13 protein-coding genes are annotated in these 22251 nt (G+C 71.0%); 7 read left to right on the top strand and 6 right to left on the bottom strand.

Annotation, left to right across the window (positions count from 1 at the left end; all coding sequences use genetic code 11):
- Positions 1-192 precede the first annotated feature (192 nt).
- The gene (locus KIH74_RS12935; protein WP_214156138.1) at positions 193-1455 is read right to left on the bottom strand and encodes a DUF6493 family protein; all 1263 of its coding nucleotides are present in this window, start codon (positions 1453-1455) and stop codon (positions 193-195) included.
- 195 nt (positions 1456-1650) lie between these two features.
- Here KIH74_RS12935 and KIH74_RS38560 point away from each other — a divergent pair, with 195 nt between their 5' ends.
- Positions 1651-4242, top strand: coding sequence for a tetratricopeptide repeat protein (locus tag KIH74_RS38560; RefSeq protein ID WP_214156137.1), 2592 nt, complete (start codon positions 1651-1653; stop codon positions 4240-4242).
- 287 nt (positions 4243-4529) lie between these two features.
- Entirely contained in the window at positions 4530-5774 is a 1245-nt protein-coding gene (locus KIH74_RS12925; protein ID WP_214156136.1) for an acyl-CoA dehydrogenase family protein, read from the top strand.
- Between the two features lie 69 nt (positions 5775-5843).
- Here KIH74_RS12925 and KIH74_RS12920 read toward each other — a convergent pair whose 3' ends face one another.
- The 4 genes from KIH74_RS12920 to KIH74_RS12905 form a co-directional block, all read right to left on the bottom strand.
- A complete protein-coding gene (locus KIH74_RS12920) occupies positions 5844-7664 on the bottom strand; it encodes a CocE/NonD family hydrolase (RefSeq protein ID WP_214156135.1) in 1821 nt (606 codons plus the stop codon).
- Positions 7665-8198: 534 nt separating this feature from the next.
- Positions 8199-9290: a hypothetical protein gene (locus tag KIH74_RS12915; protein WP_214156134.1), complete on the bottom strand. Its 1092-nt coding sequence runs from the start codon at positions 9288-9290 to the stop codon at positions 8199-8201.
- Complete coding sequence (locus KIH74_RS12910) at positions 9291-9884, bottom strand: sigma-70 family RNA polymerase sigma factor (RefSeq protein ID WP_214156133.1); 594 nt, start codon at positions 9882-9884, stop codon at positions 9291-9293.
- A 293-nt stretch (positions 9885-10177) separates the two neighbouring features.
- Positions 10178-11275: an Hsp70 family protein gene (locus KIH74_RS12905; protein ID WP_214156132.1), complete on the bottom strand. Its 1098-nt coding sequence runs from the start codon at positions 11273-11275 to the stop codon at positions 10178-10180.
- A gap of 153 nt (positions 11276-11428) precedes the next feature.
- Here KIH74_RS12905 and KIH74_RS12900 point away from each other — a divergent pair, with 153 nt between their 5' ends.
- Complete coding sequence (locus tag KIH74_RS12900) at positions 11429-12088, top strand: response regulator transcription factor (RefSeq protein ID WP_372492057.1); 660 nt, start codon at positions 11429-11431, stop codon at positions 12086-12088.
- Positions 12085-13113, top strand: a complete 1029-nt coding sequence (locus KIH74_RS12895; RefSeq protein ID WP_214156130.1) for a sensor histidine kinase — start codon at positions 12085-12087, stop codon at positions 13111-13113. The genes KIH74_RS12900 and KIH74_RS12895 overlap by 4 nt, the downstream gene beginning before the upstream one ends.
- Here KIH74_RS12895 and KIH74_RS12890 read toward each other — a convergent pair.
- Complete coding sequence (locus tag KIH74_RS12890) at positions 13003-14820, bottom strand: sensor histidine kinase (protein ID WP_214156129.1); 1818 nt, start codon at positions 14818-14820, stop codon at positions 13003-13005. The genes KIH74_RS12895 and KIH74_RS12890 overlap by 111 nt on opposite strands.
- A gap of 181 nt (positions 14821-15001) precedes the next feature.
- Between KIH74_RS12890 and KIH74_RS12885 the strand changes: the two genes are divergently transcribed.
- The 3 genes from KIH74_RS12885 to KIH74_RS12875 all read left to right on the top strand — a co-directional run bounded on the left by KIH74_RS12885 (position 15002) and on the right by KIH74_RS12875 (position 22023).
- The gene (locus KIH74_RS12885) at positions 15002-19321 is read left to right on the top strand and encodes a hypothetical protein (RefSeq protein WP_214156128.1); all 4320 of its coding nucleotides are present in this window, start codon (positions 15002-15004) and stop codon (positions 19319-19321) included.
- A 303-nt stretch (positions 19322-19624) separates the two neighbouring features.
- Complete coding sequence (locus KIH74_RS12880; RefSeq protein ID WP_214156127.1) at positions 19625-20248, top strand: helix-turn-helix transcriptional regulator; 624 nt, start codon at positions 19625-19627, stop codon at positions 20246-20248.
- A 167-nt stretch (positions 20249-20415) separates the two neighbouring features.
- On the top strand, positions 20416-22023 hold the full coding sequence (locus tag KIH74_RS12875; RefSeq protein WP_214156126.1) for a S8 family serine peptidase: 1608 nt from the start codon (positions 20416-20418) through the stop codon (positions 22021-22023).
- Positions 22024-22251: the final 228 nt, after the last annotated feature.

Here is a 22251-nt window from a genome sequence, read left to right as displayed (position 1 = left end):
CGCGCGGCAGGCCCGCGCGAATGGCCTGAGCGTCAAGGCACTTCGCGCGGGACCGGCATCTGTTCCGCTCGGGGGAACAGATGCCGGCGACCGAGCGGGGCCCGGCCGGGCGAGACGTCGACCGCACCCGACCGCACCCGGTTCAGCAAGATCCGCCGCGAGCCACGCCCGTGGGCAGGCTGCGCCGGCCCCTCACCCGGCGACCTGCTCGGTCACGGGTTCGGTGGGCAGGTCGGAACGCGTGACCCTGGTGCCGAGGCGCTCGTGGTGAACCCGTTCCTGCAACCCGGGCGGCAGCGCGGAGGCCGAGCGCGCCAGGAGGTCCATCACCTGGGGGCCCAGTCGCCGAGCCTGGACCAGGACGAGGTCCAGCGCCTGGTCCTGCACCGTGGGCGGCAGGATCGCGAGATGATCGATCAGGATCCCGACGAAAGCCCTTGCCTGTGCGGGGTTCTGGCAAGCAGCCAAGTCCAGCAGGTGCACGCTGTCGCGGGAGACCGTATTTTCCGACCGCGCCAGGAACCGCGGGGCGTGCTCGAGCAGCAGCTCCGGATCCAGCCGCGTGGAGCGCAGCAGACCGTGCAGATGACGCAGGCCGAACCGGGCGGTGCGGGGATCCCCGTTCTCGGCCAGGGCCACATAGTCGCCGGCCCGTGCGGCGCGCTCGTCGTCCGTGGGGCTCAGGAGATCGTGCAGAGTCGTGAAGAAGCGCAGGGCGGCGGGGCGGTCACCCTGCCGCAGGCGGTCGAGGCAGCCGTCGAGCAACTGCGCCCGGTCCACCTGGCCGGTGGCCGCCAGCGTGGCCAGCGACGGTGCCAGGGCCGCTCCCTTCGAAGACAGCAGGACGCCCAGACCCGGGATCCGGAAGAGCTGCGGGAGCAGAGCACTCAGGTACGGGCCGTCCACCAGACGCTGCGACATCAGGACGACCTGCCAGTTCTCGTCCGACGGCCACCCCCACAACCGGGTCGGGGACAGCAACCAGGCGACCCAGCCGGTCACGAACCGCACGTCGTCGGGAACCGTTGCGGCACAGGCGGTGACGAGCCGGGCCACGGACCGCCACTCCTGACCCAGATCGCCGGGCCGGATCTCCGCGGCCATCCGCACGGCCAGGTCGGGGAGCCAGGAGACACCACGGCGGGCAGCGGTGGAGACCAGGCGCTCCACCGGCAGATGCGACCAGTCGGGGCGCAGCGAGGGGCGCGTGAGCAACGCCGCGGCCTCAGCGGCCGAGGGCATCAGCGCCACGGCGGCCACGGCGGCCGCCGGGAGGGGAGAGGTCAGCGGGGATCCCGACCGCCTGCCCTCAGGCCCTTCGCGCCGTACGTGCTGGGACAGCTGCTCGGCCAGCGTCTCGCGTTCCTCGGCGCTCACCCGGGTCAGCAATGCTGCCGTGGACCCGATGTGATGACCTGTCAGATGCCTGAACAGTGTCTCCGTCTGAATGCTCATGATCACAGTCCTTTCCGGATCACCTGCCGTCCGTCGAGGCGGCGGACCCGCCCGGTGGGACTACGCACGCACGGTGGCGTGAGGTTCAGCAGCCTGTCGCCGTCCTGAGCACGAACAAGCGCTCAAGGGCACACAAAGGTGTGCCTGGTAGCGTGTCGCGGCCGATGCGGACAAGTGGGTGACCTGGGAGTGGCGGTGCAAACCTGGTTGGACGGTCTTCCCGATCCAGGGCAGGCGTCGACGCTCGACGAAATCGCCGAGCAGCTGCTGCAATTGAAGCAGTGGGCCGGTGCGCCCTCCTACGAGACGATCACGAGGCGGGTCAACGAGGCACGCCCACCGGGGGAGAGGGTCGGCCGTTCCACGGTGGTGGACTGCTTCCGTCCCGGCCGGCGACGCCTCGACCACGACCTGGTGACGTCGGTGGTCGGCGCACTGCACCCCGACCCGGGATATGTCAATCACTGGCGGCAGGCGCTGAAGGTCCGGACCGGCGCGAGCAAGGCCCCGGACCACGTGCGCGTCCTCCACGGCCTACCCGGTGTGAGCGGCGGTTTCGTCGGGCGGCAGGACATCATCGCGCACGTGCGGCACCTGGCCGGTGACCCGGCATCGCCGTCCCGGCACCCGCGCAGGACGCCACTCGTCTTCACCGTGCAAGGCATGGCCGGCGCCGGCAAGACCCAGCTTGCCGTGCATCTCGCGCATCTCCTGCTCACCGACGGGGTGCTCGACGAGGCGGCCTACGTCGACCTGCGCGGCTTCCACGAGTCACAGCCACCCGCCGACCCCGACGCGGTGCTGGACAGTCTCCTGCGGCTGCTGGGCGTGCCCGGACAGCAGATCCCGGTGCGCACAGCCGACCGGCAGGCCCTCTACCAGGAACGCGTCGCCGGCCGGCGGATGCTCATCCTGCTCGACAACGCCGGCGGCCAGCAGCAGGTGACACCACTGCTTCCGCAGGAACCACAGTGCCTGGTGCTGATCACCAGCCGGCGGGTACTCGCCGTACCGCAGGCGGAGCCCGTCCAGCTCGACCCGTTCACGCCCCCGGAATCCCGTCTCTACATCACCGACGCACTGGGCCGCACGGCGACGTCTGAAGACGCTCGCGCCGTCGACCGCATCGCCGAGCGGTGTGGGCACCTGCCGCTGGCGCTCGCCCTGGCCACCGGTCAGATGCGGGCCAGGAGCGGCTGGACACCGACCGATCATGCCGACTGGCTCGACGAGCGCCGCGAGACCGGGCAGTTCGAGTCGGGCGTCGCCCTGGCTCTGGAGGTCTCCTACCGCAGTCTCCCGCCCGGGAGCCGGCGGGTGCTGCGGGCTCTGACCCTGCATCCGGGGCAGTCCTTCGACACCGCCGCCGCGGCAGCCCTGGCCGACCTCGACGTGCAGACCATGACCGGCCTGCTGGAAGACCTGGCGGCGCAGCATCTCATCCGGCAGGAAAGCCCCGGCCGATACACTTTTCATGACCTGATCCGGGAGTTCGTGGCCGCGCTCGCGGTGAACGAGGACCGCCGTGTCGATCGCAGGCAAGCCCTGAACCGTCTGCTGGATCACTATCTGACCCGGACGGTGCGGGAGACCGAGCGGGTGGAACAGGCGTCCTCGTCAGCAGCGTCGCCCGAGCGGCCTTCGTCCGAGGGGCGGCCGGAGGATTCCGAGGCGCCGGGTGCCTGGCTCGATCTGGAGCTGAGTAATCTGGTGGCCACTGCCCAGATGCCTCTGTCGTCCCATGACCGGCAGGGCTACGCGGGCGGTCTCAGTGCGGCGCTGCACCGCTACCTGGGGATGCGCGGACTCGACAAGATCGCCTTGAGCGTGCACGAACAGGCCGTCCGCGTGGCTCGGGAGGCGGGCGACCTCCATGGAGAGGCCGATGCGGTGATGCAGCTGGCCATGACGGAGATGCGGCGCTCCGCCTTTCCCGAGGCCCTGGCCCACCTCAAGGTGGCCGGGGACTTGTACGAACGGTGCGACGACGAAACCGGTCTGCTCAGCGTGCTGTCCTACCGGGCAGTGGCCGAGGCCAGGACCGGGCAGGCCCGGGCGGCCCGGCGAAACCTGCTGGCCGTGCTGGCCATCCGGCGCCGTACCGGTGACGGGCCGGAGACGATCCGTACGCTGCAGAATCTGGCCGGCGCCGAATTCGGGATGGGGCTCTACCAGCAGGCCGCCAAGAACCTGGAGGAGGCCATGACCCTGGCGCGACGTCACGGGGACGCCTGGCTGGAGGCGGTTTCCCTGTGCAACCTCGGGGGGACGGAGGTGAAGCTGGGCCGGCTGGCCGAGGCCGAGGCCCATCTCCTCGAGGCCTTGGAGAATGCCCGGACCCTGGCCTTCCGCACCACCGAGGGAGTCGCGCAGCTCAATCTCGGGGACGTCTACAAGGAGCAGGGCGATTACCGGCGGGCGGAAACCTTTTTCCGGGAGAGTCTCGAGGTGCTGAAAGAGGGGAACCACCGCTCGGCCCAGCTGGCCGCGTACGTCGGGCTGGGCGATGTCGCCCTGGCACAAGGCAACCCGGAGGCCGCAGTCCGTGAATATCTGGTCGCGCATGACGGAGCCCGTAACGAGGGCGTCGTCGATGTGGAGCGGCTGGCGCTGATCGAGGCCGGGCTCGGCGAGGCATACCAGCGCCTTGGCGACTCTCAGCTGGCCTACGAGCACAAGCAGCAGGCACACCGGCTCTGGTTGAAGATCAACAAGACGGAGGCGGCCCGATCCGCCCGCGAACTGTCCACCCGCCGTCCGGGCGCCGCGGAGGACCCGCCGGGCTAGCGATCCCTCTCGGACGTCCGGCGCGCGGAAAAGGTTCAGCATCAGGCCGTACGGGATCGTGCGGATTCCTGGAACCGCTCTACACGGCCGGGCAGGATCGTCGTGACTCGTGCACGGGGCACGGTTGCGAAGCAACGGAGGACTCACATGAGAGTCGCACGACGAGGCCGGGAAAGCCACGCCTGCTGCGGTCCGGTTCCCGGTGAGGACCTACTGCTCGTGGGACGCGGGCGATCAGCTGCGGGAGGCCCGTCCCTTCTGCGGGACCGGGAGGATTGAGCATCGCCATGCTCGCTGCCGCCACGCCACTGGTCCCCAGAAGTACCCGGGCTCCGGCGCTGTTGCGGTCCCCGGAGCGCCCTCAACTTGTCGAGGCTGCCGCCTCCCTGCGCGATGTCGTCCGTCGTCACGCGCCCCGGGCCGGGAAGGACCGGACCTTGGCGGCCGAGGTTCTGGGCGCGCTGCGCGGACCGGGGTTCTTCCGGATGGCGGCGCCGCGCGACATCGGCGGCCTTGCTGTCGATCCGGTCACCGAGGCCGAGGTGATCGAGGAGCTCGCTGCCGCCGACGCATCCACCGCCTGGACCGCCATGATCGGGATTTCCGCCGTCGGTTCTCTGGCAACCCTCTGCTCGCAACGGGCGGTGAAGGAGATCTTCGGCGGTCAGTGGCCTGCGGCAGCGGGGAACGCGACCGTCACCACCCAGACCGCGCGACGCGTCGAGGGGGGCTACACCTTCACCGGGACCTGGTCCTTCATGTCCGGCGTGCGGCACTCGGACTGGGTGTTCTTCGGAGCCCGGCATTCTGGCACCCTCACGATCGGCGTGGCGCCCACCACCTGCCTGAGCCTCACCGACGAGCGGCAGGTGGTTGGGGTGGCCGGTACCGGGAGCTGCTCGGTCACCGCGCAGGAATTGTTCGTCCCGGATCACCGGATCATCCCGTTCCCCCCGGCGTCGCGGCGGGGCGGTCCCCGGCACACGGTGATGGAGTTCAGCCTCACGCCGACCATCGGTCTGCTGGCCGGTGCGGCCCGGCACGGGCTGGCGGCGGTTCGTGAGCACGTCGGCGCCGTGCGGGGCGCTCCGCAGCGACCCGGAGATGTCTCTGGAAGACAGCACGGGCAGCGGGCTCTCGCGGAGCTCGACATCAAGCTCGCTGCAGCGCGTGCTTATGCCTACCAGACACTGACGGAGGTCTGGACCGCTGCGCATGCCGGGTCTCCGCCCTCGAAGGACGAGCATGTCCGGCTGATGGCGGTGATGACGCACCTGGCCGACGTCGCCGCGGAGATCACCGTGACGGCCATGCGGCTTCGCGGTGACGATGCGGCGTATCTTTCCGACCCGCTGCGGCGCAATGCCCGTGACGTCATTGTCGCCGCACAGCACGTGGTTCTGAGCGAGCGCAATTACGAGTCCTACGGGCAGATGCTGATCGGGCGGGCCCGCGACCCCGGGACGGATGCCGGCCGGAGCAGCGCCATCCGCTCGGTCCCCGGACTGGAGCCGGTCGGGCCGCGGCCTTGAAGGATGGACGTGCAGGTGTGCCCCGCCGGGCCGTACCGGCCCGGCGGGGCACACCTGATGCGGTTCGGGTCAGGACTCGCTGTCCGCGTCGAGGGAGAAGGTGCCCTCGTCGACGTCGGTCAGGGTGCGGGTGTACTGGGTGAGATAGGTGTCCAGGTACGGCGAGCGGTCACCCTGGGTCGGCACGTCGGACGCCGGGTTCTGCAGCTCCAGATCGAGCTTGGTGCCGGTGACCTGGATGGTGGCGTCGCTGGGTGTGTCCAGCCAGCTCGTGCTGTCGATCGTGCCGATCTGGACGCCGAGCTGGTGCCCCGCCTCGAGCGTCCAGTCGGTCGACTTCAGGTCGAGGGAGACCTGACCCGCCTGCTCGATGAGGGAGACGTTCTCGTCGAACATCACGGCGCTCCCGTCGGCGGCGACGTCCCACAGACGCACCATGACGTTGCCCTGGGCACTGGCGTCGAGCGTGATGCGCGGGGTGGCGGTGATCCGCACACGCGTGGACGCCGGCGTGGAGTAGCGGAAGTAGCTGCTGGTGGTGTCTTCCGCCTGCAGGGTCGACTCGCTGCGGCCGGCCGGCGGGGCCGGGTCGACGGCGTGCTCGTCGTCCTGCTGCTGGGCTGCCCTTCGTTCGGTCGTGGTCGTGGCGCTCAGAGTGGAGGCGGCGCCGTCGTCCAGGTACTCGCCGTCCGGCAGGGACGTCGTCAGTGACGAGTCGGAGACCGGCCAGGTGCTCTGGGCGCGCCAGGCGCCGGTGCTGTCCTCAATGGCGTAGGCAGGGTCCTCCACGGTCGGCCGGACACCCTTGAGGTACTGGTCGTAGAAGCGCATGACCTCGTCGAAGAACCCGGCCCGGCCCTGCAGCAGGTTGCCCTCGTCGTCGGTTTCGTTGCCGCGCACGTGCTGCCACTGCCCCAGCCACCCCCGTTCCACACCCTGGTGGTTGTCGAGGTACAGCTCCATGTCCTCGGGCTTGGTGTTGTTCTCGATGAAGCCCTGGGTGACGAACAGTGGCGTGCTCGTTCCCGCCGCCTTGGCCGCGAGGTTACGTTCCTGCCAGAAGGCCGAGTCCTCGTCCGGGTTGTAGCTGTCGGAGAGGTTGTCGGAGAGGCACTCGGGGTGACTCTCCTCGTAGGTCGCATTGGCCTGGTAGTGCGCGGTGTCGTCAGCCAGCGGGGCGATGGTGGCGATGGAGTTGTAGGCCGCGGGGGAGGAGGTGGCGTTGGGGCGCGGCACCCCGTTGCTGAACAGATAGTTGTACTTGTTCCACGTCGGCTCCTGGGCCACGACCGCCTTCAGGGCGGGCAGTTTCAGGTCGTTGCCGACCAGGCCGGTGCCGGCGTCGTAGGACTTGCCGTACAGCCCGACCTTGCCGGTGGACCACGACTGCGACGCCGACCACTGGATGGCGGCCTTCACGTCGGCCTGCTCGCCGGGGCCGGTACCGTCGAGGCAGCCGGTGCTGCCGCCGAAGCCGCGCAGGTCGGCCATGACGAAGGTGTAACCGTTGGCGAAGAGGTCAGCGCCGCTGGTGAAGTCCTCGAAGCGGTTGGAGGGTCCGGTCTCGGTCCAGTCCTCCGGCTCGGTCTGACCGGCGTGCCCGAAATAGGGCCCCACGGAGAGGATCACGGGTGTCTTGGCGCTGGCCGACAGGTTGGCCGGACGCAGGACGTCGGCGTGCAGCTCCACGCCACTGCCGTCGCTGGAGGGGAAATAGACCTCGGTCCACACCGCGCCCTCCGGAACGCGCGGATTCTCCTCGTGCGTCACGCCTTCCGGGGTGGTCGTGTACGAGACCGGGGCGGCCTGGGCCGTTCCGGCTGCCGTGAGGGGCGCGATGGTGATCAGCGCGCCGGTGACGGCGGCTGTCGTGCCCTTGCGTATGTTCACCGAACCTCCTGGAGCGGATGTGCTGACGGATGGACGCTAGCGCTGCCGCGTCCGTTTTGGGATCCTTGTAACTCAAGGACGTTTGGGGTACAAGATCGACCTGCTCGGCGGTCAGATGATGAAAAAAGTTTTCTGGAAGAAGATTTCATCTCAAAAAACGGCGGAGTGACGCAGCGGGTGATCCACCACCGGGCGGCCTCTACCGGGCGCGCTGCAAGAAAGTCCGTGGGGAAGCGATGACACTCGCCGCTGCTTGGGTGTCTTCGGCCATCGGCGCCGAAGGGCCTGCCCTGGTGACGGTGGCACCTCGGGCGGCCTGCCGAAAATTGCGCGGTGACGTGCCTGGCAGGATTTTATCCTGAAAATCCTTGACCGCAGAGATGATTCCCGTACGTCCTGATGAGTCCGGTCACGACGCAACCGGGTGGGGTCGGGTGCGTCTTGCCGTCGTCGCGCTGCACCGGCACACACCCCGGGGTGGCTGTCAGGCGCGCGGGCCCACTGCTGGACCACATGCGCCGACCGGGTTCTGGATCAGAGGGCCACCGTGGTGCCGGTGCTGAACGCGAACGGGCGACCGTTGTCGTCCAGGCCGGGGTGCGGGGTGGGCGACGGTGCCGGACCGTCGATCGGGCCGATTCCCGCGGACAAGGCTTGCTCGCGCAGGTGCTGGAGCACCTGAGGCCGTCGCCCGCCCCGCTCGCCCGGCAGATCGACGTCCTCCGCCAGGTAGACGGTCGCGTCGTCCTGCTGCTGGTCCAGGGCGAGAACCCGGAAGCGGGACGTCGCCGCGAACAGCACGGTGTCGGCATGACCTGCGAAAAGCGGGCACAGACGCCCGGTCTCGGACCAGATGACGTAGGAGATGGCAGGGCCTTCCCCGAATCCGCCGGCCGGGAACGAAGTCCGGTCGGCCCGGACGAAGGTGGGCTCGATCAGGACGCTGTCGGGAAAGAAGGCGTCCAAGGAGAGGTCGTCGCGCGGCGCCCGGTGGAAGACCGCGCCGTGGTGCACCGGCAGGCGGCTGAGGCCCGACATGAGGCAGGCCGCCAAAGCCCGGTCGCCGGGCTCGGCCGGACCGTTGCGCAACCGGGAGTCCAGCCCGGCGAGCGCGCCCCGCAGGTAGGCCCGCAGGACGGCAAGCTCCTGGTGGACGACCGGCGCGGGGGCGTTCATCAGCATGCCGCGCAGCTCGGGCGGCCGGCTCTCGATCAGGCGCGTCACTTCGGCCAGGTCGGGATCCAGCCCGGTGCCCATCCTTTCGCGGCAGGCGTCCCGCTCCGTGGCCGTGCTCTCATGACCCATCGTGACGAGGGGAACGAACGGCCGGGTCTCGATGACGACCAGCGGAGGGTCCGGATCCTCGAAGTCGTCGGCTGATTCGGCGGGGCCGCTCAGACCGACGAGACCGGCGAGCTGGGTCAGATCTTCGGTCGTCGGCTCGAACAGCGGTGCGGCGGCCTGGTGGTGGTAGGCCGGTTCCTGTTCCTCGTCGAACTCGAGCGAGTCTCCCTGTTCCTGGGCGGAAGCCGGGGGTGGTTTCTGGCGTGTGCCCAGGCCTATCAGTATCAGACCGAGCGCGATGACGATGACGGCGGCGATAGTCGCGGCCTGAGGCCCGTTCATTCAGCTTGCCCGAAGGCCGCTTTCGGCAGCGGTCCCACGTAAGGTGCGCAGCGCGTAGAACAGGCGGCTCTTCACTGTCCCCACGGGAATGCCCAGTACCGAAGCGGCTTCGGCGACCGTGCGGTCCCTCAGGTAGACCTCTTCCACAACGGCCCGGTGTTCCGGCCAGATGGAGGTGAGCATGTCTCTAATCACCATTCCCACAACGATTTGCTCGGTTCCGTCGCCGCCATCCTGCCGCATCGGCACGTCGTGCTGTTGCAGCTCCACCTCGGGCGGCCGGACCTGACGCATCCGGTGCCCGTCCACCGCGAGGTTGTAGGCGACCCGGCGCAACCAGGAGCCCACCGAGCCCTGTTCCGGGGTGAGCCGGTCGATCCGCAGCCAGGCCCGCACGAACGTCTCCTGGACGATGTCCTCGGCGCGCCCGACGTCCCCGCGGGTCAGCCGGATCGCGTACGCCAGGAGAGCGGGACGGTGTTCGCCGACCAGGTCCACGAAGCGTCGCTCGTTGTCGTCCGGTCCATCGGCGGGCCCTTCGGCGGGGCGAGACACAAGGGTCAGAGCCGGTGGCTCTTCCGCGTTCTGCGACATACCCCGACCCTGGCAAGGATGCCTACCGGCCCGATATGGGGTGCTCCCCCCTGCGTGAAGGCTTTTCCCCCGTTCGAGAGTAGGGAATTCCCTCTTGCCCGGGGCCGGCACATCGGCTAAGCCGGGTCTGTCTGTCGTGCGCGGGCGGAGGCGCGGTGCCACGGACCGCTCACGGACAGCAAAATGGCTCCTACCTTCAGTACGGCTGAAACGCTCGGGCGGATCGCCCGCGCCGGTTCTTTCTCAGAAATTTTCTGCGGAGCTCGCCCCGGCGGCCTGGCGGCCCCGGCCGGTCAGGAAGCAGATGCGGCCAGCGCCGCGGCGCCCAGGGCCGTAACCTGCTGGGGTTCTGAAGGGACGTACGGAGGCCTGCCGAGATCGTCCGTGAGCATCGAGACCACCAGGGGAACGTGGGCCATGCCGCCGACCAGCAGAACAGCGGACAGATCACGCGCGTGCACGCCGGCGGACTCGAACGCCCGGCGCAGACTGGGAAGCCCGGCCTCCAGGTAGGGGCGGGTCCACCCCTCCAGCTGGGCCCGGCTGATCCTGACCGGCCGGTCCTGCCCGGGCAGCGGGGCCTGGACGAGAACCTGACCGTCGGGAGGCACCGTGGAGAGTTTCTCCTTGGCCCGGACGCAGGCCTGGCGGACCCGGTCCATCGTCACCGCCTGCTCGGGGAGACGGCCCTCCAGCAGGGAAAGTGCTCCGCTGGAGGTCTCGTCCACCTGCCGGAGGATGAGTTCGTCCAGATCCACGCCGCCGAACCACTCCAGAGACTCGGGCACGCCCAGCACGCCCAGCACGCCGGTTCCCCCGGCACCGCCGGTGCCGCGGTCGTGCCGGTAGGTCAGCGTGGCGTCGAAGCTTCCGCCTCCCAGGTCGTAGACGGCGAGCAGCGCCGGGTCCGGCAGGGGGTGGCTCAGGAGATGGTGCGCGGTCACCGCCTCGGCCTCGCTGACGACGGTGACCTGGTGACGGGCGAGCCCGGCGCGGCGGGCGATCTCGATCAGCTGCTCCCGCCGGTACGGGCCCCAGACGGCCGGGCAGGTGAGCACCACCTGATCCGGCGGGGCACCTTCGGACCAGGCCACCCGGTCCAGGACATTGGCCAGCAAGGTGGTGAGCAGAGCCGCCGGGTTCACGGTGCGCCCGGCCACCGTCAGATTCTTCGAGTCCCCGAGATGACGCCGGAACCGGTGCGCGGCGATGGCGGGACTGCCGCTGCGCGTGCTACCGGCCACCGCCAGATGGTCGGGTTCGATCCTCACCACGGAACGCATGAGCACGGCCTGCCGCTCGGACAGAGGCACCATCCGCGGTTCGCCGCCGCTGCTGACGGCCGCGGTCGTGAAGGTGGTTCCGAGATCGATGCCCAGGCCGTAGGTCAAGGCGCCCCTTCCTGTGCAGCACATAAGTGCAATATTTCCTGCTCTGCACAATAATCCCTTGCGTCCCCCTGCTGGATCACGCGAGGCACCGAAGGCTCAACGCTATGACTACGCCGCATGAATGAACGCCCGGCCGAATCCTTCGCGCCTCCCTTGAGGATCGCTGTGGCGGAGGACGGCGCCCTGTTCCGGGAGGGGCTGGTCCTGCTCCTCGAGGCGACCGGTCACGTCGTGGTCGGCGCGGTCGACGACGGCGACAAACTCTTCCCGCTGCTGGAGAGCGCACCGGTCGACGTGGCCGTACTCGACATCAGGATGCCGCCGCATCCCGACGGTGGCCTGACCACGGCCCGGAAACTGCGGGCCCGGTATCCACGCACCGGTCTGCTTCTGCTGTCCCACTACGGTGAAGCTCACTATCTGATGGAGATTCTGCGGATCGGCACGGAGGCCGTGGGGTACCGGCTGAAGGACCGCATCTCCAGCGCCGTGGCCCTGCGCGACACCGTCCGCCGGGTCGCGGACGGGGAGATCGTGATCGAGCCTGTGGTGGCCGGGCAGCTGGTCGGCAGTCCAGCGGGTCAGTCCGACGCCCTGGGGTCACTGACCGAGCGGGAGGCCGAGGTCCTGCGCCTGATGGCCGAGGGCCGGTCCAACTCCGGTATCGCCCGGGAACTGTTCCTCTCGGCCAAGGCCGTCGAGAAGAACGTCGCCGCCATCTTCACCAAGCTCGGCCTGCCCAACGACGCCACCTCCCACCACCGGCGTGTCCTGGCGGTGCTGACCTACCTCCGGACCCGGCGCGACCAGTGACCGCTCTGCCCGAGGGACGGGGCGGGGTGCTCAAGGCGATCGCGCGCCTGGCTCCCGGCCCGGACCTGCTGCGCCTGACCGAGGTCTGCCGGCACCTGCACTCTGCTCTCGGCGTGGCGCGGGTCCGGCTGACCCTGTCCGACGGCCGGGAATTCTCCTGGCCCGGGCCGCAGGCGCCTTCGGCGTCGCAGGGACCCAAGGCCGGGTACCGGGTGCCGGTCACCGCCTGTACCACCACCATGGGCGTCCTGTCCGTGGAGCGTCACGGTCGGTTGACCCGCCGTCACCGGCGTCTGCTGGCCGATGCGGCCGGCGTGCTGGGACCGGTCCTGCACAACACCATGATCAACGCGGAACTGCAGCGGTCCCTGGAGTCGGCCCGCGGGCACGCCGAGCGCGTGGCCGCCACCCGCCGCCGTGCCCTCGGCGAACGGGACGCCGAGCGCGAGGCCATCGAGCGCAACCTGCACGACGGCGCTCAGCACCATCTGGTGGCCCTCGGCATGATGCTCGGGCTTCTGGAACTCCAGGTGGTGCAGGGCAATCCGGCAGGAGTGCAGAGCCAGCTCCAGCGTCTGCGCGCCGGGCTCGCCCTCACCGAGAAGTCCCTGCTGACCGTCGCGGCGGGGGACGGCCAGCTGCTGGGGGACGCCGGTGTCGCCGCCGCGCTGGAGGCCGAGTTCCGCGACGCGGGCGCGCAGGTGAACCTGGACGCCTCGCAGTGGTGTCCAGAACGTCGCTACGAGAGCATCGTGGAACAGGCCGTCTACTTCATCTGCCTGGAGGCGGTGAACAACGCGCGCAAGCACGCCGCCGGTGCCCCGGTGTGGGTTCGGCTGGCCGAAGGCCCGGCCGGCCTCAGCTTCTGCGTCGCCGATGCCGGCCCCGGCATCCCCCCGGGTGCTCTCGAGACCTCAACCGGCGTGGCCAACATGCGGCGCCGGGTCCTGGCCGTGGGAGGACGGCTTCAGGTGCGCACTGCCCCGGGCGGCGGCACCACCGTCCTGGGCTTCATCCCCCGGTGAGACGAGGGCCCCCGATCCGGTTCGTCCCAACGCCTCCAGCTCGGTCAGTTCCCACGCGCCGTGCCGCAGTTCGGCCAGCTCGAGCTCCAGCAGCCCCAGCTGGTCCGGCGGTGGCGGGAACGCCTGCACCAGCTGCTGCATCGTGCTCAGCACGGTCCGTGCCCGCAGCAGGTCGGCCCGGGCCACCACCTCGGTGGTCAGCGCCTCGGACAGCCGCTCGGGAGGGATGCCCGAACGCAGCGGGCCGACTCCCGGAAGGAGGATCTGGTACTCCGTGCGCGGCGTCCCGGGGACCGGCCCGACGATGACGTCCGGGGGAGTGTCGACGACGCCCGCGGGCAGTGCTCCCCGGGGCCGCTGCCGCGGTAGGTCGTTGTTGACCAGCAGCACCAGATCCGGCCGGGCCCGCACCGTCTGCGTGAAGCCGGCGTGGGGCAGGTCGGGGGCGGGCAGTCCGGCGACGGCGACGTGGACCGGTTCGTCCAGCCGGCTGAGCAGGTGCCGGGCCCGGGCCGATCCGTCGGCGTCGGCGTAGCGGGCCACCAGCCGTAGCGCCTGGGAACGCACACGTGCGTGCAGGTTCCCGGCAGGTACCAGAGCGGCCTGCGCCGGGGGCTCCAGCCGGTCCGGGACCCAGGCCACGACCTGCAGCCGACCGTGGGCGCCGGACTCCTCCTCAGCCACCTCGCACCATCCGCCGACCGCGGCGAGCCGGTCGCCGTCCATGGCCAGGGCTGCCCGCATCATCACGCGAGCCTGTCCCGGCCGGAGCGTCCCGCCCAGGCCGACCAGCAGCGTCATCTGCACCCCGAGAGCATCCACCCGCAGACGGCGGTACTCCAGGACGATGTCCAGGTCCGCCTCGGCCTGGCTGACGGCCTGCACGGCGGCGGCGGCCAGGTAGTACAGCGACGCCACCACCTCCGGGTCCAGCCGGGGCGGCACGGTGCCGGTGATGCGCACCCGTCCCGGGTGGCCCGCCGTTACCTCGCTGAGGGCTGCCCGGAGCCCCTTGGAGTACAGGACCCGTGGCCGAATGCCTCGCGCCAGTGCCCGGAAGTCGGTGACCAACCGGTCGAGTTCCACCCGCAGCTGCGTCAGCTCCGCGGCATTTTCCGGAGCCCGCGCCAGCCGGTCGACGCCGGCGTGCAGCGGGGCCAGCCGGCCCTGGGCGAAGACCGCCACCTCCGCGGCCACCCGACGGCGTTCCAGCTCGCGGATGCCGGCCAGTCGGCGCGAGGAGTCCAGGACCTCCCCCGCCAGCTGCGTGGTGTGGCCGACCTGCCGGCCGAGCTGGTTCAGGAGTGTCTGCCGGCGGTGCAGCACCACGAGGCAGTTGGCGGTGTCGACCAGTTCCCGGTGGGCACGGCGTGTCCGGCACCGGACGTTGAGTGTCAGTGCGGCAAGGACCGGCCCACGACCTTCGTCCCCTCGCCACGGCAGGACGAGGGTGACCCCGTCCGCCTGGCGACCGATGCTCGCCAGGTCCACTTCGCGAGCCGACCCAGTCTCCGGCGGAAAACTCTGGACCAGGCGCAGCCGGTCGGGGTGCTCCGGCAGCGCCTGCCACAACTGCGCCCGCCCGGCCCCGGTGACCTCGACCAGGCGCTGCATCAGCTGCTGGCGGGCTCCGAGGATTGGCTGGGAGGGATCCATCGAGGCCAGAAGGGCGTAGGCGGAACCCTTGCGGCGAGCGAGCCCGCGCACCCAGGAGCCATGACCGGGCAAATCGTGCCGTCCTGTTCCACGGCGCATGGCAGCTGCGCCGGAGGTGATCGAGACCGGGATGGGAGAGATTTCAGGGACGTGAAGGACAAACTGTACGCGCCAGGGAGCATCCACCACGAGGCGGTGAACGTTCGCTCACCACACGTCCGTGGTTTCAGGGGTGAAGGAGAACGCGCCAGGCGAAGATCCTGTCGCCGGCCGGCCAGGAATCCCGGGGACAGCACGCAACGTCCAGGCAGGTGCGGCCGGACTCGCCCGCGACCTGCGCGCCGAGACCAGGGCGCCGCGTCCCTCCCCGGATGCAACCGCGACGTCCCGATCCGGCACCCGTCCGCGGCCGCCGGACCTGGCCGGGGTGTCCTGGCAGGCGTCGTCCACCATCGTCTCCGGGCTGGTCCGGATGGTGCAGCAGCAGGCCGACATCGTCGCGCCGGCGCCGGCCGCCTCGATCCGTGAGGTCGGGGACGACGGGGGCGGGGGCGTTCTCGGCTGGCTGCGGGACCGTCTCGACCCGGGCGTCGCTGACGTCACGTACGAGAGCCGGCTGACCAGCCGGCTCGGTCCGGACCTGTTCGGGATCCGCCGTCCGCCGCCCGAACCCGCCCACCTCGCCGGGGCCGACGTCCACCAGGTGCCGGCCGACCGGGTGGCGGCACTCCTGGCGGCGCTCAGCCTGACCCGGGTCGGCGCGGACCTCCTCGCCCCGTCGCCCGCGGAGCTGGCCCCAGGACGGCTCGTGGCCGGGCCGGTCAGTCCCGTGCGCCCAGGCACCGGCTGGGGAGTCCCCGGGGCCCCGGCGCTCCGTCGGGGCGGCGCGCTGCCGCACGTCGTGCACGGCTCCTGGATCGGCGGCACCGCCCGGGGGAACGGTCTCCTGCCGGTCAACTTCGGGGCGGCCGCGCGTCACTACGCCGGGCGCCTGTCCTTCGTGGTCTGGACCGACCTGACCCGGGACGAGGTGAGCCGGGCCCTGGCAGCGCCGCACCGGTCGGACCGGGCGGCAGGCATCGTCGCGATGATGAACTGGGCCCGCGAGCACGGTGTGTCGGTGGTTTCGGTGAACGAGGTCTTCCACACCGGTGCCCCGATGAGGCTGAACGACCAGTACGCCGGCGACATGGCCGAGCTGCTGCCCCACGGGTACTCGGCGGCCACCGACCGGCTGCGCCTGGAGATCCTGACCCGGTTCGGCGGGGCCTACGTGGACGGCGGTCACCGCTTCGTGCTGCCCGGTGCGGCCGGACCCGCAGGGCGACCTCTGGAGGATCTGTTCGGAGCGGTGGCCCGCTCGGAGCTCGTCCTCGCCCTGTCCACGGGCGCCGCGGCCCCCGCTGAACGCGGGGTGATCGTGGCCCCGGCCCGGCATCCGGCGCTGCTGCTGTGGCGGGAGCTGGACCGCCAGGCGTGCTCGTCCACCCAGGAGCAGCTCTTCGGCCCCGGCGGCCTGGCCCGGCGGCGTGCCGGTGCCGCCCCGCAGCGGCTGCGGCACCGCTCCACCGGGAACCGGCGGACCGGGCAGGTGGACGCCCGGCTGATGCAGCGGCTCGGCCTGCGCCCGGGCGACCCCCGGCTGGTGCCGGTGTCCGGCGTGACCCCGGTGGGGCACACCCCCACCTGGACCGGTTCCGGTTCTCCCGTCCGCCGGATCGCCTCGTCCACCGACGACATCACCGGCCGCACCGCCCGGGTGATCAGTGCACTCGTCCGCCGGATGACGGCCCGCCCGGGCAACCTTCAGCTGATCACCGTTGCCCCGGTGGTGATGGCGATGCCCGACCCCGACGCGGTCTGGATCGCGATCGTGCGGTTCCTCGCCATCCTCGGGCAGAGCGACCCCCGCCTGCGGGCCACGTCGGTGACCCGCTTCCGCTGGGCCGACGACGGCAGCCCGCACTACCTCGGGCTGCCGGCCGAGGCCGAGGCGCTCATCGAGCCGGTCACCGCCGGTCACGACTGGTTCACCGGCGGCTCCACGCCACTGCCCGGCGAACCGGCCTGGGTGCTGGACGAGGCCGTGACGCCGATTCGTCTGCTGTCCGCCGACCGGGCCCGGGCGGGGCGGGCCCGCGGCCGGGAAGCGGCAGCCCGGGCCGTGGTGACCACCGCCGACTGGCTGCCGGACGGCCTGGTCGGGGTCGAGTTGGCCGGGCACCACCAGAGCGCCTGGGCCACCGACGCCGAGGGCGCCGAGCGCCGGGTCGTACCGGAGGACGTCGCGCTTCAGCTGACCGGTGCCGGCGCGCCCGGTACCACCGTCCTGCTGCGGATGACCGGGGGCCCGGAGAACGGGCGCACCTGGTTCGCAGCCAGGCTGTCGGCCTTGCTGCGACGTCCGGTCCTGGTGATCCTCGGCCGCAGTCAGGGCCACAGTGGGGGCCACAGGCAAGAGGACGGTCACGATCGGCCGGGTGAGCTCCCGGCTGTCACCGATGATCAGCCATCGCCCGGGCGAACAGTGCCGTTGACGACCGGACCGGTGAACCCGGCCCCCTGGCCGGACCTTGCCCCTCACCCGACCGACGACCCGGCCGACAAGCCGACTGAGGACGTCGCGGTCCCCACGGCCCTCCGGCGCGTCCTGCCCTGGCTCCGGCGCCTGACCACCCCGGAGCTGTACACCACCGCCCTGGAACGCGAGCTGTCCGTGGCCATGGGCCCGGACCCGTACCGTCTCCGGGCCCGCCCGCCACGACCGCCTTGGCTCACCCTCGACCCCGCGCTCCTGCCGGCCGGCGCCGTCGCTCCCTTCCTGCGCTGGCTGGACCTGGCCCAGCTGGACCAGGACACCGCGACCGAGCCGCCGGACCAGGGGGAACTGGGCGTCCGGCTGATGCGCGGCGAGACCGGACCGGTCAGCACCGTCACCCGCGACCGGGCGGCCCGTACCTGGAGCAGCACCCCCGGAGCGCCGGAACTTCCTGCAACCGGCGAACTTCCGCACCTGGTCCACGTCGTGCGCCTCGGCGGCCCCCTGCCCGCCGACGACCCGGCCCGCGAAGCGATCAGTGATGCGGCGCGGCAGTACGCGGGTCAGGTGGACTTCGTGCTCTGGGTCGACATCACCCGCGCCGACGTGGCCGAGGCGCTCGCCGACCCGGCGTCGCCACCCGGCGGGAGGGCGGCACGGATCCGGTCGATGCTCGGCTGGGCCCGCGAGAACGGCGTCCTCGTGGTTCATCTCGGCGAGGTGCTGCACGCGGAGCAGTCCGGCCCGGCGCTCTGGGAACACGCTGCCGCCGAGAGCGCCACCGGCTCCCGGCCGGGCCTGGCCGTGGCAGCCTGGCATCTGCGGACCGAGATCGTCACTCTGCTGGGCGGTGCGAGCGTCCCGGCGGGGGACCGGTTCGCCGGTTCCGGAAAGCTCACCACCCTGTTCGGCCAGGTTGCCCGCTCCGCAACCGGTTTCACCCTGAGCCGTCACGACCCGTCCGGGACGCCGGACGGCCTGGGCAACGGCGTGCTGGTGGCCCCGGCCGGGCACCCCGCGCCGCGACTGCTACGCGAGATCGCGCGGCTGCGTTACCGGTATGACGAACCCGGCCTGTACGGCGGGGTGCGGCGGATGACCAGGCGGTTCATCGGCACGACGTCCGCCGCCGAACGCCACCCGGCGGTACGCCGCACCGCCGATCTCCACGACCGCCTGCTGCGGGCCCTTGACCTGGACATCACCCGGCTGATCGACCCCGCACCCACGGTCGAGCACCGTCCCCTGCCCCCGCCCTCTGACGAAACCCCCCGGCTCACCGACATCATCACCGTGCTGGCCCGGGACACCGTGACCCGCCGAGGCAACCTCCACCTGACACAGGTGGCCCCGCTCGTGCGCCGTCTGCCCGATCCGGACGCCGCCTGGGTCGCCGTGCTCACCTGGCTGACCGGCCTCGGGCGCAGCGGTGCGATCTCCCCGATCACCTCCGTCACCGACGCGTGCTGGACCGAGAACGGTGAACTGGAAACCGTTCTCCTGCCGGCGGAGGCCGAGGCGCTGATCGAGCGCCGCCCCAGCCTGCCCCGATCACTGGGTGAGGGACTGAACCGGCCGGGACAACCGGTCTGGCTGCTGGACGAATCGGTCGAACCGGCCTGGTTACGGCCGTCGGGCGATGACGTGGGCGCGCGTCCCGCCCCCCGCGTCGTGACCGCCGACGGGGTGGTGACAGGGCTGGACTACCAGGACACGCCGTCACCGCATCCCGTCCCGATCCCTGCGGGCCACGTGCTGGTCCGGGCCTACCGCTGGTGCGGATCGCCCTGGACGGCGAGGGACCGGATCACCCCCGAGACCATGGCCGGGGACCTGATCGCGGCCGGGCTGCACGAGCGGCCGGTGCTCATCGTCACCGTCCGGGGCGCACGGACGACGGGTGGCGCAGCAGAAGCTGGACTCGGGGACTTCGCCTCGAGGCTGGCGTCACTGACCGGAACGTCGGTGCTCGTGGTCGAGAACCCCCAGGACACGGACGAAACCGGCCACTGACAGGCAGGTGCCTGTCAGTGGCCGGACATGACACAGCAGGCCCGCGGGTGAACGTGTTGCCGCCATCCAGCCGTGGACGCAGAGGGCGCGGCCCGTAGGGCGAGCCGCGCACCACCATGCATGCCAGGAGCTTTCGGAAGGCAGATGATGGTAGGCGACGGAAACGAAGTGAAAACACCTGGCGAATGGCCGGGTACACCGCCCGGGGTGATGGTGCCGCACCCCTGGACGGAGGACGATCGAACCGGGCGCGTCCCACAACCGGAAACCCCGGAACAGGCTGCCACCGGGCCCGGTCCGCAGATGCCGTCGCCAGCTCCTCTGCGGGTCGCGGTACTGACGGACGACCCGCTGGACGCCCTCGGCATCGAGTACATCGTCGATCATCAGCCCGACCTGCGGCTGGCACAGCCGGCCGAGAGCGACGTCCTGGCCGTGTCCACGCCCTACCTGACGCCGGACATGGTCCAGCGGATCCGCCGGGCGGGTCATGGCCGACCGATGCCCGCCGTGATGATTCTCGAAAAGGTGGGTGACCCAGACCTGCTGGACATCGTAGAGGGCGGGCTGCGTGCCGTCATCTGGCGACCGCACCTGTCCGCCGACCGGTTCCTGCATCTCGTGCGCCTGGTCGGCGACGGTCACCACGGGCTGTCGACGCAGGAGCAGGCTCAACTGGTCCAGGACGTCGCCGAACTACAGGGGACGGTGCTCGGTCCCCGCGGTGTGACGCACTCAGGGCTGGAGCAGCGGGAGGTGGAACTGGTGCGGTTGCTCGCCGAGGGGTGCTCCAGCGCCGAGATCGCCGTCGCCATGCAGTATTCCGAGCGTCAGGTCAAGCACATGCTGTCGCGTCTGCTGACCCGCTTGCAGATGCGGAGCCGATCCCAGGTGGTGGCCTTCGCTGTGCGCTCGGGACTGCTCTGAACGATGATGCCGTTCGGCCCGCACGAGGACTGAGACGCTCCCCCTGAACAGCTGGCCGATCGGTGAACACATGACCTCCCGATCACGTCGTAGTAGTCGTGCAGACATCTGACCTCAGCCGTGGAGCGGTCGCGACGGGGCGGTGCGCCGGCCGGGTCGCCCTGGTCATGATGCTCCTGAGCGGGATCACGCTGGGGTCACCGCAGAGCGCCTCCGCCACCGCCGGTACGTCCGCGGTTCATGCCGCCCAGGCCGACGCGACATACCTGAAGTACTACACGGTGCTCCCGTCGTACGCGGGAGCACCGGAACGCCTGGACGAGATCGCCCAGCGCCTGCTCGGATCGGCCGGCCGCGCGATCGAGATCTACGACCTCAACGTCGCCCGGTCACAGGAGGCCGGAGGCGCCCTGAGCGACGCCGACACCCTCACCACGGGCTGGAAACTGGTGCTGCCCTGGGACGCGGTCGGCGACGGGGTGCAGTACGGCCTGCTGACGGACGGCACCATCACCGCGGCCAGCCCGCCGGCCGACGGCAGCGTGCTGGGCGCGGACACCGGTGAGAGCACGAAAACCGCTGCCGAGACGAGCGAAACCGGTTCCCGGGACGCGACGACCGGTGCCGGATCGTCCACGGCCGAACCCTCCGCGTCGTCCTCCGGTGCGGCTGCCGCATCCACCGCCGGCGTGGGCACGACCCGGGGCGGCAACGCCACCGTGCCGGGACAGGTGCGCCACTGCCCCCGGCTCGCAGCAGCCGGCCAGGAACCCGAATGGGCCCGCACCCAGATCGGGATGCAGCGGGCATGGTCGTACAGCAAGGGCGCGGGGCAACTGGTCGCCGTCATCGATTCCGGCGTGGACGGCAGCGTCAAGGCGCTGGCCGGCCACGTCAGCGTGGGCACGAACGTGGTCTCGGGCCAGGGACTCGGCGACATCGACTGTCTGGGAACCGGAACGGCGATGGGCTCGATCATCGCCGCCCAGCCCTCGGCCGGCGCCGCCTGGGCCGGTGTGGCGCCGGACGCGACGGTGATGCCGATTCGCGTCACCGTGCGAAAGCACGGCTCGAAGGCCGAGATCGACGCCCGCGCGATCTCCGAGGCGGTCTCGGCCGGGGCGACGGTGATCGCCCTCGGATCCTACGTCGACACGAGCGAGGTGGCAGTGGTGGCGGCGATCGAGGACGCGGTGGCCGACGACGTGGTCGTCGTGGCCGGTGCCCAGCTGGAGACCGATCCGGCCGACGGCCGACCGCTGCCCACCGAAGGGGTCGTTCAAGTCGGCGGCATCGACGAGAAGGGATCGCCAATCGCCGAGTACCGTTCATCCTCGATCCAGATCGTCGCTCCGGGGGCAGATGTGCACGCCGTCGGGCGCACCGGCACCCCGCGGGTGCTCGTGCGAGGCACGCAGTACGCGGTGGCCTTCGCCGCCGGGGAGGCCGCGCTGATCCGGGCGGCCTTCCCGCACCTGGACGCGGCCGGCGTGGCGCGGCAGATGCTGGCCACGGCCCGGCACAGCGACGAAACCGGCCTGAGGGTGCGGGTCATCGACCCGTTCACCGCACTCACACGTGCACCGGTCGTGATGTCTGCCTCCACATCGTCTGCCCCGTCATCCGCGAACACCGGTGTGCTGGTGCGGATCGCGCTCGCCCTTGTCCTGCTGGGCGTCCTGATCCTCCTGATCGCCCACATGCTACGGACGCTCCAGGCACCGCCGGAGCCGCAGGAAGATCCTGCCGCTCCGAAGCCGAACGTCTACGCCTGAAGCCAGCCGGTCCGGGCCGTCCGTGCCCAGCCGTCGTCCTCCGCGACCGCCTGGAACGGATCGGTGGCTTTACCTCCTCGACATGAGGAGGAAATGAACAGTTCGCCCGCTGCGCTCGTCGTCCTGAGTGAGAAGCGAATGAGCGTAATGGGGCGATCATGAGCGAGTGCTGTCCGGACGGGCCGTCGGGGCCGGCCAGGGTGTCAGCATGCCCCCCGTCGGGATGCA

The sequence above is a fragment of the Kineosporia corallincola genome, from assembly GCF_018499875.1.
GTDB lineage: Bacteria > Actinomycetota > Actinomycetes > Actinomycetales > Kineosporiaceae > Kineosporia > Kineosporia corallincola.
The sequence above is the reverse complement of the archived record's forward strand: the minus strand, read 5'-3'. Positions and strand labels throughout refer to the sequence as shown.

Bases quoted from the DNA above. Each gene is read 5' to 3' on its own strand.
- KIH74_RS12880 (WP_214156127.1), top strand. From the start codon at position 19,625: ATGCCGTCGCCAGCTCCTCTGCGGGTCGCGGTACTGACGGACGACCCG.
- KIH74_RS12875 (WP_214156126.1), top strand. From the start codon at position 20,416: ATGATGCTCCTGAGCGGGATCACGCTGGGGTCACCGCAGAGCGCCTCC.
- KIH74_RS12925 (WP_214156136.1), top strand. From the start codon at position 4,530: ATGCTCGCTGCCGCCACGCCACTGGTCCCCAGAAGTACCCGGGCTCCG.
- KIH74_RS12910 (WP_214156133.1), bottom strand. From the start codon at position 9,884: ATGTCGCAGAACGCGGAAGAGCCACCGGCTCTGACCCTTGTGTCTCGC.
- KIH74_RS12915 (WP_214156134.1), bottom strand. From the start codon at position 9,290: ATGAACGGGCCTCAGGCCGCGACTATCGCCGCCGTCATCGTCATCGCG.
- KIH74_RS12935 (WP_214156138.1), bottom strand. From the start codon at position 1,455: ATGAGCATTCAGACGGAGACACTGTTCAGGCATCTGACAGGTCATCAC.